This window comes from Myceligenerans halotolerans (genome assembly GCF_054782975.1).
In genome coordinates this window covers 146,914-162,705 of record NZ_BAAGRL010000045.1, presented here as the reverse complement: position 1 = coordinate 162,705, position 15,792 = coordinate 146,914, and the positions used below count along the sequence as shown (strand labels likewise).

Genomic DNA, 15,792 nt, shown 5'->3' with positions numbered 1-15,792 from the left:
CGCACCCGTTTCCCGGCCGGCAACCGTGCCGGGCCCCGTCAGCGGGCCACGGCAGGCGTGCTCTCGCGCACGATGACGTGCCCCTTGACCACCCGGGTCCGGAGCCCCTCGGTCCGCGGGCTGACCGCGAGCGTCAGCGCCTCCTCCGCCACCTGCTCCCAGGAGAGGTGCACGGTGGTGAGCGACGGCGTGACGTCGCGCAGCGCCTTGATGTCGTCGAACCCGGCGACGGCCACCCGGCGAGGGTCCCCCGTGTCGCGCAGGAAGGTCAGCACGCCGAGGGCCATCGAGTCGTTGACGGCGAAGATCGCGTCCACGGCGACGTTGCGGCGCAGCAGGTCCCCCGTCAGCGCGTATGCCGCGTCGCGGTTGAAGTCGCCGATGAGGATGCGGTCGGCGGGCAGCTCGATGCCCGCGTCGGCCAGACCCGCGACGAATCCCTCCGTCCGGTCCCGCTGCGTCATGCCGTGCCTCATACCGGAGATCACCGCGAAGTCCCGGTAGCCGAGCCCCACGAGAGTCGTCGCCATCTCGTACCCGCCCTCGCGGTTGGCGTACGCAACGGTGTCGAACGGAAGCCCCTCCTGGGTGACGAGCACGACGCGTCCGCCCTCCGCCTCGTACCGCTGCAGCGCCTCGACGAGGTCCGGGATCGTCACGTCGTCCGTCGCCCGCCCGCCCGTGATCATGAGGATCTCCGCGCGGTTGCCGCGCGCGAGATTGACCCCCTCGACGAGGTCGGCCGGGTCGGTGCCGGCCGAGATCATGGTGAAGGGCAGGCCGCGCCGCTGCGTGGCCGCCACCGCGCCCGCGACGATCGGGTTCGCGTAGTCGTCCGGCAGCCCCTTGACCAGGAGCGTCACACCGCGCGACCGGCCCCGTGCCACCGCCTGCGCCGCGATGTTGGTCGTGTACCCGAGCGCCTTCGCCGCCTTGAGCACCCGCTCCCGGTTGGCCTCACGAACACCGCGGTCGCTACCGTTCAGCGCGCGTGACGCCGTCGCGGCGGAGACGCCCGCGAGCTGCGCCACATCGGCCAGCCGTGCGGGCCGTTCCGGGTCACTCATCTCGTCGTTCGCCTCCCTGGTCGTGCACGAAATCGTATCGGGGCCCCCGATCCCCTGGCCTGCGGGCACTCACGTGCCCGCACCGTCCGCCGCCTCCCGGGCGAAGCGGGCGAGGTCCGCGGCGACGACGTCGCCCATCCGTCGCAGCTCGGTGCCCATGGAGCCGGCGATGTGCGGCGTCAGGAACACGTTCGGCAGGTCGTACAGCGGCGACGCGGGAGGCAGCGGCTCGGGGTCCGTGACGTCGAGGATCGCGTTGATCCGGCCGCTGACCAGCTCCTTCTCCAGCGCGGCCGCATCGACGATCACGCCGCGGGCCGTGTTGATCAGCGTAGCGCCGTCGGACATGAGACCCAGCAACGCGGCGTCGAGCAGGCCGATCGTCTCCGGGACCACCGGCGCGTGGAGGCTGACCACGTCGCTGTGCCGCATCAGGTGGGGCAGGTCCACCTTCTCGACCCCCAAGGACGCCGCCTCCTGCTCCGTGAGGAACGGGTCGTGGACCAGGACCCGCAGGCTGGGGAACGGGCGCAGGAGTTCGATGACGGCGCGGCCCGTACGGGACGCGCTCACGAGCCCGACGGTCCGGTCGTAGTTCCCCGCCGTCACGAACTCTTCCTCGCGGTCGATGAACGCACGGCGCTCCCGGAGCAGGTCACGCGACCGGAACGCATCGTTGTTCGCCAGGACGATCATGGCGAGCGTGAACTCGGCGACCGGGATCGCGTTGGCCACGCCGCAATCCGCGAAGGAGATCCCGTCCGCGCCGTCCGGGAACAGCCCGAGGGCGTCACCGCCCGCGTGGATCACGTGGCGCAGCCGCGGCACGCGGCGCAGCACCGGCGCGGGCAGCCGCGGTGTCTCCCAGCCGGTGACCAGCACCTCGGCCCGGGACAGCGCGCTGCGAGCGGCGTCGGACCCGAACTCGGTGAGAACGCCGCCGACCCGCACTGCGGGGACGTCGGCCAGGGCCTCGAGCTCCGGGCCGAACAGCCGCTCGGCCAATCGGTCGGATCCGACCGCCACTGCGTACTCGATCACAATGCTCCTTCCAGGGTGGTGACAGCACGGGCGAGGGCCGGCCGAACCGTCATCCGGTTCCGGACCTCGCTGCCGACCAGTCAGTGATGCCATGCGTCACGGCAACGAAACGAACCGGCCGACTGCTCGGCAGCGGTATCTCGCCGCGCCGACTACTGCGCCGCCAGGTAGGCGTCCGCCTGCTTGTTGAGCTCCTCCTGGACCTTTGCGAGGCCCGCCTGGTCGACGGCCTGCTTCAGCTTGTCCAGCCCCTCCTCCACCGCGACGGCGCCGGCGAAGAGCGGGTTGCCGAACTCGGTCACGGCGGCCGTGATCTGGGCGTGCTCCGTCTCGATCTCGCTGAGGTCGGGGATGAACGAGGCGAACGGGTCGAGCGTGAAGTTCTCGTAGTCCTTCGACCACTCGAACCAGTCGGTCTCGCTCTCGCTCATGCGCGAGTACCTGCGCTCGAGCGGGATGCGCCAGCTCAGCGCGAAGCCCGGGAAGTTGGCGTACTCGCCGATGGGCTCGTAGGCGTCGTCCCCGACGGCCGTCCAGTCGGTGCCCTCCTCGCCGTACTGGAGCAGGTCGTGGTTCTCCCGGATCGAGACCCAGTCCAGGAGCTGCATGGCGGCGTCCGCGTCGGCCGCACCGGCGTTGACGACCACGAGGTTGTCGGCCTGGAACGTCTGGTTCGGCTTCGCCGCCCGGCCGTCGCGGAACGGCAGGAGGCTGACCAGGGACGCGCCCGGGACCGCCTTCTCCAGGACGTCGAGGTGCGACGACGTGTCACCGCCGTCGGTGATGCCCCAGCAGGTCGCGGCGCCGCCGCCGTCGAACAGCGCCTTGATGGTGTTCGGGTCCGCGTTGAGCCGGTCGGCGTTGACGATGCCGTCCTCGTAGTACTTCCGGACCCGGTGCAACGACTCCAGGTAGGGCTCGTACTCCCAGAACGGCACGGCGTCGGTCGAGCCGGTCGACGCGGCGCCCCGGGACGGGACGAACAGGAGGGAGTCGCTGGAGAAGTACAGCGGGAGGAAGTCGGGCGTCTCCCAGCCCTGGGCGTAGAGCGCGCCGGTGGGGGCGCCGAGCACGTCGAACGGCGAGTTCCGGTTCACGTACCCGGGCAGTCCTTCCTTCTGCTGCACGTCGTACCAGAACTGCTCGAGCTGGTCGAAGGTCTCGATGCCCCCGGGTGCGTGCTTGTCGACGAGGTCGCCGCGGGCGATGAGGTGGTGGATGCGGGCCGCGCTGTTGACGGCGGGGATGCCGTAGAGCGAGCCGTCGGGCCAGCGGTTGGCGTCGAAGGCGCTCTGGTCCACGGTCGCGACGAGGTTCTCGTACCTGCCGCTCTCCAGCGCCTCGTCGAGCGGCTGGAGCGCGCCGGACTCGATGAGCTGCGCGATGTTCAGCCAGCGGGCGGACAGCGCGGTCTGGAAGTCCTCCTGCGCGGTGAACTTCAGCAGTGACTGCGAGCCGTAGTTGGTCCAGTTGATGAACTCGGGCCGGAACTCGAAGCCGAGGTCGGCCTTGAGCTTGGCGTTGACCGCGGCGCGGACGCGGTCCCACTGCGCCGGGACGTCGCCGGGCAGCAGGAGGCTGTAGGTGGCGCTGCCGCCGCTCGGCCCTCCCCCGCCGGGGGCACAGGCGGCGAGGGTGGCAGTGCCGAACAGCACCCCCGCCCCGGCGAGAAATCCTCGGCGGGAGAATGGCGATGACAGTCCAGCGGCGTCGATGAGCTGTGCCATGGTGTTTCCTTTCAGGTCGGATCGTGATGGACGGGTGGCCCGTAGCGGGCGCCGTCAGCCCTTCGAGGCGCCGAGCGTGAGTCCCTTGACGAAGTAGCGCTGGGCGAACGGGTAGGCCAGGAGAATCGGTCCGATGGTGATGACGGTCATGGCCAGCCGGATCTGGTAGACCGGGGCCGCCGCCGTCGTGCCGAGGTCTGCCGCGTTGGCGACGCTCGTGATCAGGTTCTGCAGGACGAGCTGCAGCGGGTATCTCGTGGGCTCGCTGATGAACAGCAGGGCATGGAACCACTCGTTCCAGAACGTCACCGCGTAGAACAGGGCGATGACCGCGATCACCGGCTTCGACAGCGGCAGCACGATCTGGAAGAAGATGCGCAGCTCGCCGGCACCGTCGATGCGGGCGGCGTCGAGGATCTCCTGAGGCGTGCCCCGGAAGAAGCTCACCTGCACGAAGACCAGGAACGGCGCGATGACCAGCGGCAGGATGACCGCGAACAGCGAGTTCCGCAGCTGCAGCACCTGGGTGATGAGGATGTACATCGGCACCAGGCCGCCGGTGAACAGCATGGGGATGTAGGCGAAGATCGCGAGCGGCCGGCTCACCCACGGCAGGCCGCGGGCGATCACCCAGGCGATGCCCGACGTGGCCGCGACGGCGATCGTGGTGCCCACGGCGGTGATGAAGATCGTCGCGCCGTAGGAGAGCCAGACGCGCGATCCCGCGAAGATCGTCGTGTACGCGTCGACGGAGATGGGCTCGGGCCAGAAGGAGTAGCCGCGCTGGGAGAGCACGGACTCGGCGGTGAGCGAACCCGCGATGACCATCCAGAACGGGATCAGGCAGATGAGGCCGAACGCACCGACGCCGATGTAGCTGGCCACGGTGAACGGCTCGGGGCGCGGGGCCTTGCGCCGCCGGACGTCGGCCGGCCGGCGCGGCAGGTCGGGCAGGCGCGGGGTGCTCACGCGGGGGCTCTCGGTGGTGGTCACAGGATCGATGTCTCCCTCGCATAGCGCCGCTGGACCAGGGTGGCGATGACGACGAGGACGAACCCCACCACCGACTGGAACAGCCCGATGGCGGCGGTGGTCCCGAAGTCCCCGAACGTGCGCAGCGCGCGGAAGACGTACGTGTCGATGACGTCCGTCGTCGCGAAGAGGGTGCCGTTGTCGCCGACGATCGCGTAGATGGTGCCGAAGTCGCCGTAGAAGATCCGCCCGACGCCGAGGACGAGCAGGATCGCGGCGGTGGGCTTGAGCAGCGGGGTGGTGATGCGCAGCGCCATCTGGGCCCGGCTGGCACCGTCGATGACCCCGGCCTCGTAGACCTCCTCGGGGATCGCGGTGATGGCGGCGAGGAAGATGACGCTCATGTAGCCGCCGAGCTGCCACACCTTGACGACCGTGAGGATCCACGGCCAGGGGCCGGGCTCGGTGTACCAGGCGAGCTCCGGCAGCCCGAACGTGCCGAGGAAGTCGTTGACCAGGCCGCCCCGGCCGCCCGGTCCGGCGAGGAACGCCTGCAGGAAGATGCTCACCACGATCGGCGAGACGAAGTACGGGATGAAGATCACCGACTGGAAGAAGCGCTTCGTCACGCGCCCGCGGATCTCGTTGAGCATCAGTGCGAGCAGGATGCCCGCCCCGAGGGTCGCCGCCAGGAACAGCACGTTGAGGAACAGCGTGTTCCACATGATGCGGCCGGCGTTGCCGGACGTGAAGAAGAACTCGAAGTTGCTCAGGCCGGCCCACGGGGAGCCGAAGACGCCGTCGGCGACGTTGAAGTCCTGGAAGGCGACCACCAGCCCGGCCATCGGGCCGTAGGCGAAGATCACGAGCAGGACGACGGCGGGGGCGGCGAGGATCACGAGGCCGTAGTCCCGCCCGCGCCAGGTGGGCGTGCGCCGCCTCCCGCTCCGGCGGGAGGTGGTGCCGGTGTCCGCGAGGTCCTCACTCGCGGTGCCGAGCTCTGTGGTCATCCGCGCTCCCCTCCTGACCGGAGGCGGAGCGGCGACGCGGTGTCGTGCTCACGTGGTTCCACGGCGGGCTCTCTTCGTCGTCGAAGGCTGGCGGGTGCTGGCGCTGACCGGGAGGCTATGGGGCTCGTCCGGTCGCTGTCAAGAAACTTTTGAAAGCGCGTTCCGTCTTGGCGGCAACGGTACTCCCGTCGAGATCCGGAACTCGTTTCACGGCGTTGCCAAACTTTTCACGGCGCGTGTAGCCTGCCCGCCGTGAGCACCCTGCACGTCACGCGCACCGCGGCGCACCCCCCGGCCCGAGGCACGATCCTCGCGGTCCACGGCATGATGGAGAGCGGGCCCACCCTCCGGTCGGCGGCCGACGCGTGGGCAGCCTCCGGATGGTCCGTCATCGCTCCCGACCTCCGCGGGCACGGCCGCTCCCCGCGCTGGGACCCCGCGGACGCGCTGCACGCCGGCGACCGGCTCACGCGAGACGTCGTCGAACTGCTCGACGAGCAGCCGACCGGCGCGGACGGCAACGGCCCGCTCGTGCTGTTCGGACACTCGGCGGGCGGCGGGGTGGCCGCGGCGGCAGCCGCCCGGCGCGCGGACCGCGTCCGTGCGGTCGTGCTCGAGGACCCGTTCTGGCGGCTCCCGGTGACGCGCCACCAGGACCGGGCGGTGGCGGTGCGAGGGCACCGCGACCTGCTCGACCGGCAGGCGATGACCCTGTCGGGCCTCGTCGCCCGGGGCCGGTCGGAGCACCCCGGCCGGGATCCCGCCGGGTGATCGTCGACAGCGGCGCCCGCCTCGTCGTCGTACCGGGCGCCGACCACTTCGTGCGCCGCGATGCTCCCCCCGAGTTCGTCGGAGCGACGACGGACTTCCTGACCGACGTCGCCCGGCGCTGACCGACGTCGCCGCCCGGCGCCCCGGTCACACCACGTCATCGTGGCGTGACCGGGGCAGCACCGACATCTCAGTTGAGCATCAGGACGACCGAGTCACCCGCGTCGGCGGCGCCGGTGAGGAACCGCCCGAGTTCCTCGTAGGCGTCGGCGAGCGTGTCGAGGCGCTCCTCCGGCGGGTGCTCGGTCGGGTCGGGGCATCCGTCGCAGACGGCGGCGTCGTACAGCGGCGCCAGCTCCTCGAACGGCGTCCCCGTCAGGAACGCCGCCGCGGTGGCGACGTCGGCGGACGGGAGCAGGCGGGCGTGCCCGATGGCCCCCGGCACGCCCAGTGCTTCACCCCCCTGGACGACGTCGACCGCCAGGCCGCCGTGCTCCCGCAGGAGTCCGTGCAGCCCGCCCCATGCGAGGCCGATGGTGAAGTACTGCGCCTCGCCGGGCGGCACGTCGCGCTCCACCCAGTCGTCGGCGAGAGCTTCGACGTGCGAAGCCGCCCAGTCGTCGTCGTCTGCTGCCCTGACCGCGTCGTCCGCGCCGAGTCGTGCGTATTCGCAGTGGACTCCGCTCAGCGCCGCGGTGAGGCTCGGCCGGTACCCCTCGTGATTCCCCATGGCCGGGCACGCTAGCGACTCCCGTCGCCCGGTGGGTCGGGCATAACGAACAGACCCAACCGCACCACCTCTGAACGCCGACAGACTTTACAAGGTCGTAACATGCGGGTTCGTTTGCGAATCACCTTCACAGGACGCACACCGGACCAACCGGTCAGGCGGCTGTCAGCCGCGGATCCGCTCGCCGCGAAGCCGGACGTCGTCCCCCGACATGGTGGCGGCGAACTCGTGCGGGGTGTGCCCGTCGTGCCAGCGCAGCGTCGCCGCCACGCCGTCGACGAGGCCGCCCGCGCCGACACGGACCGACCCCTCGGGGGCGAAGGTGAGCCCGGCGTCCTGGGCGATCGCGGCCCGCACCAGCGCCACCGCCGCCGGGAGCTCCTCGAGCCCGTCCCGCACGCCCAGCGCCTCCAGGTCGGCCCGGTCGGCCGCGATGTGCACCGGGTCGGGCCCGATCCAGAGCGTGCGGCCGTTCGCCTGCCCGTTGCCCGTCCCGTACTCCTCGGACAGCACGAGCTCGGCCACCTGGGCCCGGCTGAGCACGGCGACGACGTCGTCCACCGACGACACCGCGCCCTCGTCCCGCCCGAGGCTCTGGCGCAACGCGGCGAGCACGCGCTCGCGCCGCCGCTCGCGGTAGCTGTCGAGCGCCTCCGCGACCCGGTCGGCGAACGCGCCGCCGACCTCCGCCGGTGCGCCCCGCACCCCGCCGGGAATCTCGACGCAGATCTCCGCGACCGGCCGGCCGATGCCCTCCCGCACCGCCGGCACCGTGCGCACGTCACCCGTGAGCACCACGAGCTCGGGAGCGGACTCGTCCACCCAACGCTCCACCTCGGCCGCGATCGCCGTCGCGTTCCGCCCCCACGAGTCCTCGGCGCGCGACTCGATCCGGGCACGTTTGACGCCGGTCGACCCGGTCTTCGCGATCTCGTCGTCCGGCGCCGTGTACTCCTCGTACTCCCGGCCGCCGACGCCGGTCCGCGTGAAGTCCGCGCCCTTCCGGTCGGTCACGACCACCAGCAGTTCCACCGACTCGTCCGCGGCACGCACCGCCTGGAGCAGTTCGGGCACGTTCGACCACGAGGCCAGGTCCGCCGTCGGCGCCTCGTGCAGCACCCGGTCCACCAGGACCCCGGTGTCGTCGGCGATGACGACCCTGCCATGCAGGCCCTGCTCCCACGTGGGCCGCTGGGCCGCCTCCGCCATGCCGTCCAGGACGTCGTCCGGAGCGCCTTGCGCCGCCAGCGACTTGCGCGCCGCCCGCCACCGGTTCGCGACATCGCGGTCGGCGACCGCCTTGTCGGACGGGGTCGCGTCGAGATACACGGTGGCGAATGGTCCTGGATGTCCGAGGAGTGGCCTGAGCCAGTCAATCTTCATTCCCGCCTCCGGTTCCGAGGGTGCTGCTCGATCCCTCCAGCCTCCGACGAATCCCTGGCGAACGCCACCCCTGGACCAGGATTCCCTCCCGGAATCCTCAAGACCACGACCGGGAAGGCCTGCGCCACCTGCCGCCCGGTCAGAAGACATCCCTTCAAGCGTAGGTGTCGAGCTCCGGCAGGGTCTCGCCCGCGTGCTCGCGCGCGATCAGCTCGTGACGCCTGATGACCTCGCTGACGATGAACTGCCGGAACTGCACGGCGAAGTCCGGGTCGAGACCCGACGCCTCGGCGATCGCCGTGAGGCGCTCGATCTGCTGGGCGTCGCGCGTCGGGTCGGCGGGCGGCATGTGGCCGATCGCCTTGAGCTCTCCCACCTGGCGGGTCAGCTTGAAACGTTCTGCCAGGAGATGCACCAGGGCGGCATCGATGTTGTCGATGCTCTCGCGCAGGCGCAGGATCGCCGAAGGCATCGCGGAGGCAGCAGGATCCGAGGTCATGGACACGAGGCTAACCCGGTGGGCGCCGCCGGCCTGCCGACAGTGACAGGTACGCGAATTCTGTCACGCACGGCGGCGGGGGTACAGTCTCCGAGTCCCGTCCCCTCGGATACTCGGAGCTCAGCACAATGACAGTCGTCTCCACGCCGGTCCTGGTGGATGTGCCCGAGGGCACCAGCATCAACACGATCTTGCGGGACCGTGTCTCCCGGGCCGGAGGCGAGACGCTGATCGAGCGCCGCGACACGCCCGACGGGCCCTGGATCCCGGTCTCCGCCGCCGCGTTCGAGGCGGACGTCCTGGCGGTGGCCCGCGGCCTGATCGCCCACGGCATCGGACCCGGCGACCGGGTCGGCATCATGTCCCGTACGCGCTACGAGTGGACGCTGCTCGACTTCGCGATCTGGGCGGCCGGGGCCGTCCCCGTGCCGGTGTACGAGACGTCGTCCGCCGACCAGGTCCAGTGGATCTGCTCCGACGCCGGGGTCCGGCTGATCTTCGCCGAGACGGCGGCGCACGCCGAGACGATCGGGCGGACGCGGCACGCGCTCCCCGCGCTGGAGGACGTGCTCGTCATCGACGCCGGCGCCGTGACCGGGCTGCGCACCGCCGGCTCGCACCTGCCGCTGCTGGCCGTCACGGAGCGGCGGGACGCCGTCCGCCGGGACGACGTCGCCACGATCATCTACACGTCCGGCTCCACCGGCCGCCCCAAGGGCGTCGAGCTCACGCACGGCAACTTCGCGCACCTGACGATGAACGCCGCCGTGGCGATCCCCGAGATGCTCGGCACCCCGGGGTCACGCACGCTCCTGTTCCTCCCCCTCGCGCACGTCTTCGCGCGCTTCGTGGAGGTCGCCGTGTTCGCCGGGAACTCCGTCCTCGGCCACGCGCCGGACATCAAGAACCTCGCCGCCGACCTCGGCACGTTCGCGCCCACCTACCTGCTCGCCGTGCCGCGCGTGTTCGAGAAGGTGTTCAACTCCGCCGAGGCGAAGGCGTCGGGCTCCGGCCTGAAGCGCCGGATCTTCGCGTGGGCTGCCGATGTCGCCGTCGCGCACTCCCGGGCCGTGGACACGGCCTCCGGGCCGGGCACGGGGCTGCGCCTGGCGCACAAGGTCGCCGACAAGCTGGTCTACGCCCAGCTTCGCGGCGCCATGGGCGGACACCTGCAGTGGGCGGTCTCCGGCGGCGCGCCGCTCGGCGAGCGGCTCGGGCACTTCTTCCGCGGGGTGGGCGTCACGATCCTCGAAGGCTACGGGCTCACCGAGACCACGGCGCCGACGTCGGTCAACCGGCCGGGTCACACGAAGATCGGGACCGTCGGCACGGCGCTGCCCGGCACGTCGATCGCCATCGCCGACGACGGCGAGGTGCTGCTCCACGGGCCGCACATCTTCCGGGGATATCACCATCAGCCGCAGCTGACCGAGGAGGCCCTGGCCGGCGGGTGGTTCCGCACGGGTGATCTCGGCTCGGTCGACGAGGACGGGTTTCTGCGCATCACCGGGCGCAAGAAGGAGATCATCGTGACCGCCGGCGGCAAGAACGTCGCCCCGGCTTTCCTGGAGGACCGGCTGCGCGCGCACCCGATCGTGAGCCAGGTCGTGGTGGTCGGCGACCAGCGCCCGTTCATCGGCGCGCTCGTCACCCTCGACGCGGAGATGCTCCCGGGCTGGTGCGCGAGCCGCGGGCTGCCGAACCTGAGCATTCCCGAGGCGCGGGTGCACCCCGCGGTGCTCAAGGCGCTGGACACCGCCGTGCAGCACGCGAACGAGGCCGTGTCCAAGGCCGAGTCGATCCGCAAGGTCAGCGTGCTCGACGTCGACTTCACCGAGCAGAACGGCTATCTCACGCCCTCGATCAAGGTGAAGCGCGCGAAGGTGATCGCCGACTTCGCCCACGTGGTCGACGAGCTCTACGCCGAGAGGAACCCGGCCACCGCCCCGGCGTGACCGTCTCCCGGCGCCGCGCGGGGCGCCTCGGCCGTCAGGCCGACTTCTCGCGCGGCTGACGGCCCCGGACCGCGGTGCGGCGGGGGACGACCGTCGGGTTGACGTTCTCCAGCACGACGTCCCGGCTGATCACCACGCGTTCGACGTCGTCGCGGCTGGGGACGTCGAACATGACCTGCTGCAGCACCTCTTCCATGATGGCGCGCAGGCCACGCGCGCCGGTGCCCCGGAGCAGCGCCTGGTCGGCGATCGCCTGCACGGCGCCGTCCTCGAAGTCGAGCTCGACGCCGTCGATCTGGAACATCCGCTTGTACTGCTTCACGAGCGCGTTCCGCGGCTCGGTGAGAATGCGGACCAGCGCGCCCCGGTCGAGCGGCGACACCGACGCGACGACCGGCAGGCGCCCGATGAACTCGGGGATCAGGCCGTACTTCTGCAGATCCTCGGGACGGACCTCGGCGAACAGGTCCTCGTCGCCGCCGGTCTCCATCGGCGCGGCGAACCCGATGCCGCGCTTGCGGGATCGCGAGGCCACGATGTCGTCGAGCCCCGCGAACGCGCCGGCGACGATGAACAGCACGTTCGTGGTGTCGATCTGGATGAACTCCTGGTGCGGGTGCTTGCGGCCGCCTTGCGGCGGGACCGACGCGCTCGTCCCCTCGATGATCTTCAGGAGCGCCTGCTGCACCCCTTCCCCGGACACGTCACGGGTGATCGAGGGGTTCTCCGCCTTGCGGGCGACCTTGTCGACCTCGTCGATATAGATGATCCCGGTCTCGGCCTTCTTGACGTCGAAGTCCGCGGCCTGGATGAGCTTGAGCAGGATGTTCTCGACGTCCTCGCCCACGTACCCGGCCTCCGTGAGGGCCGTGGCGTCCGCGATGGCGAACGGGACGTTGAGCATCTTGGCGAGCGTCTGGGCGAGATACGTCTTGCCCGTGCCCGTGGGCCCGATCAGCAGGATGTTCGACTTCGCGATCTCCACCTGGTCCGCGTCCTCCTGGCTGCCGGGCGCCTTGGGGCCCCCGCTCGCCTGGATCCGCTTGTAGTGGTTGTAGACCGCGACGGCCAGGGCCCGCTTGGCGGGCTCCTGGCCGATGATGTACTGCTCGAGGAACTCGAAGATCTCGCGCGGCTTGGGCAGGTCGGTGAGCCCGACCTCGGCCGCTTCGTTCATCTCCTCGTCGATGATCTCGTTGCAGAGCTCGATGCACTCGTTGCAGATATAGACGCCCGGGCCCGCGATCAGCTTGATGACCTGCTTCTGGGACTTGCCGCAGAAGTTGCACTTCAGCAGCTCAGCGCCGTCACCGATACGCGCCACGTATTCGTCTCCTCGCTCCTGCGCTCTTCCGAGCGGTCGGGCTCTGGTCGGGCGATTCTGTCTCCCATTGCACACCACCGGGGGCCGGGTTGTCAGCCGGTCGCACGGCGGGTCGTCCAGGTGTGATTCTCGCCAGCACTGGCAAGATTGCCATGATTTCAACGGCGTGTCTCGTTTTTCCGGCGGTCCGGCGCCGTCCGGACCGCCCAGGCGGCCGGGGCAGCGGGATCCTGCTCGTCACCCGCTACCCCGGCGTCCGTCGCACAGGAGGGCCGTCCGCTCAGGAGGCCGGCACGACCTGCATCTTGCGCGACTCCAGGACCTGGTCCACCAGGCCGTAGTCCTTGGCCTCGGCCGCCGTGAGGATCTTGTCGCGCTCGATGTCGTCGCGCACCTCCTCGACCGTCTTGCCCGAGTGCCGCGACAGGGTGTCCTCCAGCCACTCACGCATCCGGATGAGCTCGTTGGCGTGGATCTCGATGTCCGACGCCTGCGCGTAGCCGCCGCCCTCCATCGCGGGCTGGTGGATGAGCACGCGGGCGTTCGGGAGCGCCAGCCGCTTGCCCGGCTGGCCCGCCGCGAGGAGCACCGCCGCCGCGGAGGCTGCCTGCCCCAGGCAGACCGTCTGGAGCTGCGGCTTGATGTACTGCATCGTGTCGTACAGCGCCGTCATCGCGGTGAACGAGCCGCCGGGGCTGTTGATGTACAGGATGATGTCGCGGTCCGGGTCCTGGGACTCCAGGACGAGCAACTGCGCCATGACGTCGTCGGCGGACGCGTCGTCCACCTGGACGCCCAGGAAGATGATGCGGTCCTCGAACAGCTTGGTGTACGGGTCCTGGCGCTTGAATCCGTAGGCGGTGCGCTCCTCGAACTGGGGCAGCACGTAGCGGCTCGACGGCGCGCCGTGCGGCAGTCCGATGCCGCCGGGCCGGGCGTACGACCCGGCGAGGCGTTCGGCCGCCGCCATGAACTGGGCTTCAGGGCTCACTGTGATCTCCTCGATCCTCGAAGTATGCGGGCGTCGTCAGGACGCGGTGTTCATGCCGCCGCCGCCGGCGAGGGCCGCGTGCTCGACGACGTGGTCGATGAAGCCGTAGTCGAGCGCCTCGGGCGCCGTGAACCACTTGTCCCGGTCGCTGTCCTTGACGACCTCCTCCAGCGTGTGGCCGGTCTGCTCGGCCGTGAGCCCCGCGAGCACCCTCTTCATGTGCATGATGAGCTCGGCGTTGATCCGCACGTCGGTGGCGGTGCCGCCGATGCCGCCGGAGGGCTGGTGCATCATCACCCGGGCGTGCGGGGTCGCGTAGCGCTTGCCCTTCGCGCCCGAGCTGAGCAGGAACTGGCCCATCGAGGCCGCCATACCCATCGCCACGGTCGCCACGTCCGGCTGGACGAACTGCATCGTGTCGTAGATCGCCATCCCCGCGGTGATCGAGCCGCCGGGGCTGTTGATGTAGAGCCAGATGTCCTTGGTCGGGTCCTCCGCCGCGAGAAGCATCATCTGGGCGCAGATCGCGTTGGCGTTCTCGTCACGCACCTCCGAGCCGAGCCAGATGATGCGTTCCCTGAGAAGCCGGTTGTAGATCGAGTCGTTGAGGCCGAGGTTCGACCCCTCCGACCGTGCTACCGGCCCAGCGTCTGTCCGCAGATCGTTCACGTCTCACTCCTCAGTGTCCGGCAGGTTCCTGCAAGCTTGTCGATCGACCCTAACGCGCCCGCAGCCGCCGGAACTCCCTCGTGGGGCCTCGTTTCGCCGACAGCGCACGGGCGCTGCCCTCGGCGTAACGGGAAGAGACGACGGCGCCCAGGGAACCCTCCGTTCGGAAGGCCACCCCGGGCGCCGTCGTCGTCCCTGAACCAGCCTGTGGCCGGATCAGGCCTTGGCGGGCTCCTGCGTGTCCGCGGTCCCGTCCGCCTCGCCGGCGGCGGCCTGGGCGTCGGCCACGGCCTGCTCCAGCGCCGACTGCTGCTCGTCGACCTCGTCCGAGCCGATGAACTCGCTCAGGTCGACGACGGCGCCGGCCGAGTCCTTGACCTCGATCTGGCGCAGCGCCACGGCCAGCGCCTTGGAACGCGCGACCTCGCCGACCATCTGCGGGATCTGGCCGCCCTGCTCCAGCGTCTGGATGAACTCCCCCGGCTCCATGCCGTACTGGCGCGACATGCTGACCAGGTACTCCACGAGCTCGCCCTGGCCGACCTTGACCTCGAGCTTCTCGGCGAGCGTGTCCAGCAGGATCTGGTTCCGCAGCGCCTTCGTGGCGTCCTGGGTGACCTCGGCGCGGTGCTCGTCGTCCTCCAGGCGGCTCTCCTGCTCGAGGTGACGGTGCACCTCGGCCTCGACCACACCGGACGGCACGGGCACCTCGACGGCCTCCAGGAGCTTCTCCAGGAGTTCGTCACGCGCGGCGACGGCCTGGTCCGATCCCTTGCCCTGGGCGGCCTGCGACCGCAGGTCCTCCTTGAGCTCGTCGAGCGTGTCGAACTCGGAGGCGAGCTGCGCGAAGTCGTCGTCCGCCTCGGGCAGGTCCCGCTGCTTCACGCTCGTGGCGGTGACGGTGACGTCCGCGTCCTCACCCTCGTGGTCACCGCCGGCGAGCGGGGCGCGGAACGTCGTCGTCTCCTCGGCAGACAGGCCGGTCAGGGCCTCGTCCAGACCCTCAAGCATGTTGCCCGAGCCGATCTGGTAAGAGACGCCGGAGACGGAGTCGACCTCCTCGTCACCGATCTTGGCGTTCAGGTCGATGACGACGTAGTCGCCCTCGGCGGCCGGACGGTCCACGCCGACCAGGGTGCCGAAACGCTCGCGGAGCGCATCGAGACGCTCGGTGACGTCCTCGTCCGTGACCTCGGCCGGGTCGACGATCAGGTCGAGCGTGTTCAGCTCGGGGAGGTCCAGCTCCGGCCGGATCTCGACATCGGCCGTGAACTTCAGCTGGCCCTCGCCGGCCTTGGCCGGGACCTCGGTGACGTCCACGGACGGCTGCGCGAGCGGGCGCAGCTCGTTGTCGGTGAGCGCCTGGCGGTAGAAGTCGTTGAGGCCGTCGTTCACGGCGTGCTCCACGACGGCGCCCCAGCCGACCCGCTGGTCGATGATGCGCGGGGGGACCTTGCCCTTGCGGAAGCCGGGAATGTTCACCTGCTCCGCGATGTGCTTGTAGGCGTGGTCGATGCTCGGCCTGAGCTCGTCGTAGTCCACCTCGACAGTCAGCTTGACCTTGGTGGGGTCCAGGGTCTCGACGGCGCTCTTCACTTCGTTGGTCTCCAGATGATCGGGGGTGCGCTCACCCGGTACCTGGGACGTGAGGAA

Annotated in this window: 15 protein-coding genes; 3 read left to right on the top strand and 12 right to left on the bottom strand. The window is 70.4% G+C overall.

All coding sequences use genetic code 11. From position 1 onward, the window contains the following. Positions 1-38: 38 nt before the first annotated feature. From ACYVK5_RS22485 to ACYVK5_RS22465, 5 genes are all read right to left on the bottom strand, one after another. The gene (locus ACYVK5_RS22485) at positions 39-1,067 is read right to left on the bottom strand and encodes a LacI family DNA-binding transcriptional regulator (protein ID WP_460708206.1); all 1,029 of its coding nucleotides are present in this window, start codon (positions 1,065-1,067) and stop codon (positions 39-41) included. A gap of 69 nt (positions 1,068-1,136) precedes the next feature. Next, positions 1,137-2,108: a hydroxyacid dehydrogenase gene (locus tag ACYVK5_RS22480; RefSeq protein ID WP_460708205.1), complete on the bottom strand. Its 972-nt coding sequence runs from the start codon at positions 2,106-2,108 to the stop codon at positions 1,137-1,139. A gap of 152 nt (positions 2,109-2,260) precedes the next feature. Next, positions 2,261-3,835, bottom strand: coding sequence for an extracellular solute-binding protein (locus ACYVK5_RS22475; RefSeq protein ID WP_460708204.1), 1,575 nt, complete (start codon positions 3,833-3,835; stop codon positions 2,261-2,263). 54 nt (positions 3,836-3,889) lie between these two features. Beyond that, a complete protein-coding gene (locus ACYVK5_RS22470; RefSeq protein WP_460708203.1) occupies positions 3,890-4,828 on the bottom strand; it encodes a carbohydrate ABC transporter permease in 939 nt (312 codons plus the stop codon). Then, on the bottom strand, positions 4,825-5,817 hold the full coding sequence (locus ACYVK5_RS22465; RefSeq protein WP_460708202.1) for an ABC transporter permease: 993 nt from the start codon (positions 5,815-5,817) through the stop codon (positions 4,825-4,827). Before ACYVK5_RS22465 ends, ACYVK5_RS22470 begins: the two co-directional genes overlap by 4 nt. Before the next feature lie 252 nt (positions 5,818-6,069). On the opposite strand from ACYVK5_RS22465, the gene ACYVK5_RS22460 reads away from it, so the two are divergent. Further along, complete coding sequence (locus tag ACYVK5_RS22460) at positions 6,070-6,588, top strand: alpha/beta hydrolase (RefSeq protein WP_460708201.1); 519 nt, start codon at positions 6,070-6,072, stop codon at positions 6,586-6,588. Then, the gene (locus tag ACYVK5_RS22455; protein WP_460708200.1) at positions 6,585-6,710 is read left to right on the top strand and encodes a hypothetical protein; all 126 of its coding nucleotides are present in this window, start codon (positions 6,585-6,587) and stop codon (positions 6,708-6,710) included. Before ACYVK5_RS22460 ends, ACYVK5_RS22455 begins: the two co-directional genes overlap by 4 nt. Before the next feature lie 68 nt (positions 6,711-6,778). Here the strand turns inward: ACYVK5_RS22455 and ACYVK5_RS22450 are convergent, their stop codons facing one another. The 3 genes from ACYVK5_RS22450 to ACYVK5_RS22440 form a co-directional block, all read right to left on the bottom strand. After that, entirely contained in the window at positions 6,779-7,318 is a 540-nt protein-coding gene (locus ACYVK5_RS22450) for a DUF1877 family protein (RefSeq protein ID WP_460708199.1), read from the bottom strand. Between the two features lie 165 nt (positions 7,319-7,483). Further along, positions 7,484-8,647: a baeRF2 domain-containing protein gene (locus ACYVK5_RS22445; RefSeq protein WP_460708198.1), complete on the bottom strand. Its 1,164-nt coding sequence runs from the start codon at positions 8,645-8,647 to the stop codon at positions 7,484-7,486. Positions 8,648-8,855: 208 nt separating this feature from the next. Continuing rightward, positions 8,856-9,200, bottom strand: coding sequence for a chorismate mutase (locus ACYVK5_RS22440; RefSeq protein ID WP_460708197.1), 345 nt, complete (start codon positions 9,198-9,200; stop codon positions 8,856-8,858). A 128-nt stretch (positions 9,201-9,328) separates the two neighbouring features. On the opposite strand from ACYVK5_RS22440, the gene ACYVK5_RS22435 reads away from it, so the two are divergent. After that, positions 9,329-11,155: an AMP-dependent synthetase/ligase gene (locus ACYVK5_RS22435; protein ID WP_460708196.1), complete on the top strand. Its 1,827-nt coding sequence runs from the start codon at positions 9,329-9,331 to the stop codon at positions 11,153-11,155. A 34-nt stretch (positions 11,156-11,189) separates the two neighbouring features. On the opposite strand, the gene clpX is transcribed toward ACYVK5_RS22435, so the two are convergent. The 4 genes from clpX to tig form a co-directional block, all read right to left on the bottom strand. Continuing rightward, complete coding sequence (clpX, locus tag ACYVK5_RS22430) at positions 11,190-12,479, bottom strand: ATP-dependent Clp protease ATP-binding subunit ClpX (protein WP_460708195.1); 1,290 nt, start codon at positions 12,477-12,479, stop codon at positions 11,190-11,192. Positions 12,480-12,759: 280 nt separating this feature from the next. Further along, positions 12,760-13,470 carry an ATP-dependent Clp protease proteolytic subunit gene (locus tag ACYVK5_RS22425; RefSeq protein ID WP_460708194.1) on the bottom strand — a complete coding sequence of 237 codons (711 nt, stop codon included), beginning with the start codon at positions 13,468-13,470 and terminating at the stop codon, positions 12,760-12,762. A gap of 36 nt (positions 13,471-13,506) precedes the next feature. Continuing rightward, positions 13,507-14,139, bottom strand: a complete 633-nt coding sequence (locus ACYVK5_RS22420) for an ATP-dependent Clp protease proteolytic subunit (protein WP_460708193.1) — start codon at positions 14,137-14,139, stop codon at positions 13,507-13,509. Between the two features lie 216 nt (positions 14,140-14,355). Next, positions 14,356-15,735, bottom strand: a complete 1,380-nt coding sequence (gene tig, locus ACYVK5_RS22415; RefSeq protein WP_460708303.1) for a trigger factor — start codon at positions 15,733-15,735, stop codon at positions 14,356-14,358. Positions 15,736-15,792 lie beyond the last annotated feature (57 nt).

Excerpts from the sequence above, each read along its gene's own strand:
- ACYVK5_RS22485 (WP_460708206.1), bottom strand. The coding sequence starts at position 1,067 with ATGAGTGACCCGGAACGGCCCGCACGGCTGGCCGATGTGGCGCAGCTC.
- ACYVK5_RS22475 (WP_460708204.1), bottom strand. The coding sequence starts at position 3,835 with ATGGCACAGCTCATCGACGCCGCTGGACTGTCATCGCCATTCTCCCGC.
- ACYVK5_RS22465 (WP_460708202.1), bottom strand. The coding sequence starts at position 5,817 with ATGACCACAGAGCTCGGCACCGCGAGTGAGGACCTCGCGGACACCGGC.
- ACYVK5_RS22450 (WP_460708199.1), bottom strand. The coding sequence starts at position 7,318 with ATGGGGAATCACGAGGGGTACCGGCCGAGCCTCACCGCGGCGCTGAGC.
- ACYVK5_RS22440 (WP_460708197.1), bottom strand. The coding sequence starts at position 9,200 with ATGACCTCGGATCCTGCTGCCTCCGCGATGCCTTCGGCGATCCTGCGC.
- ACYVK5_RS22435 (WP_460708196.1), top strand. The coding sequence starts at position 9,329 with ATGACAGTCGTCTCCACGCCGGTCCTGGTGGATGTGCCCGAGGGCACC.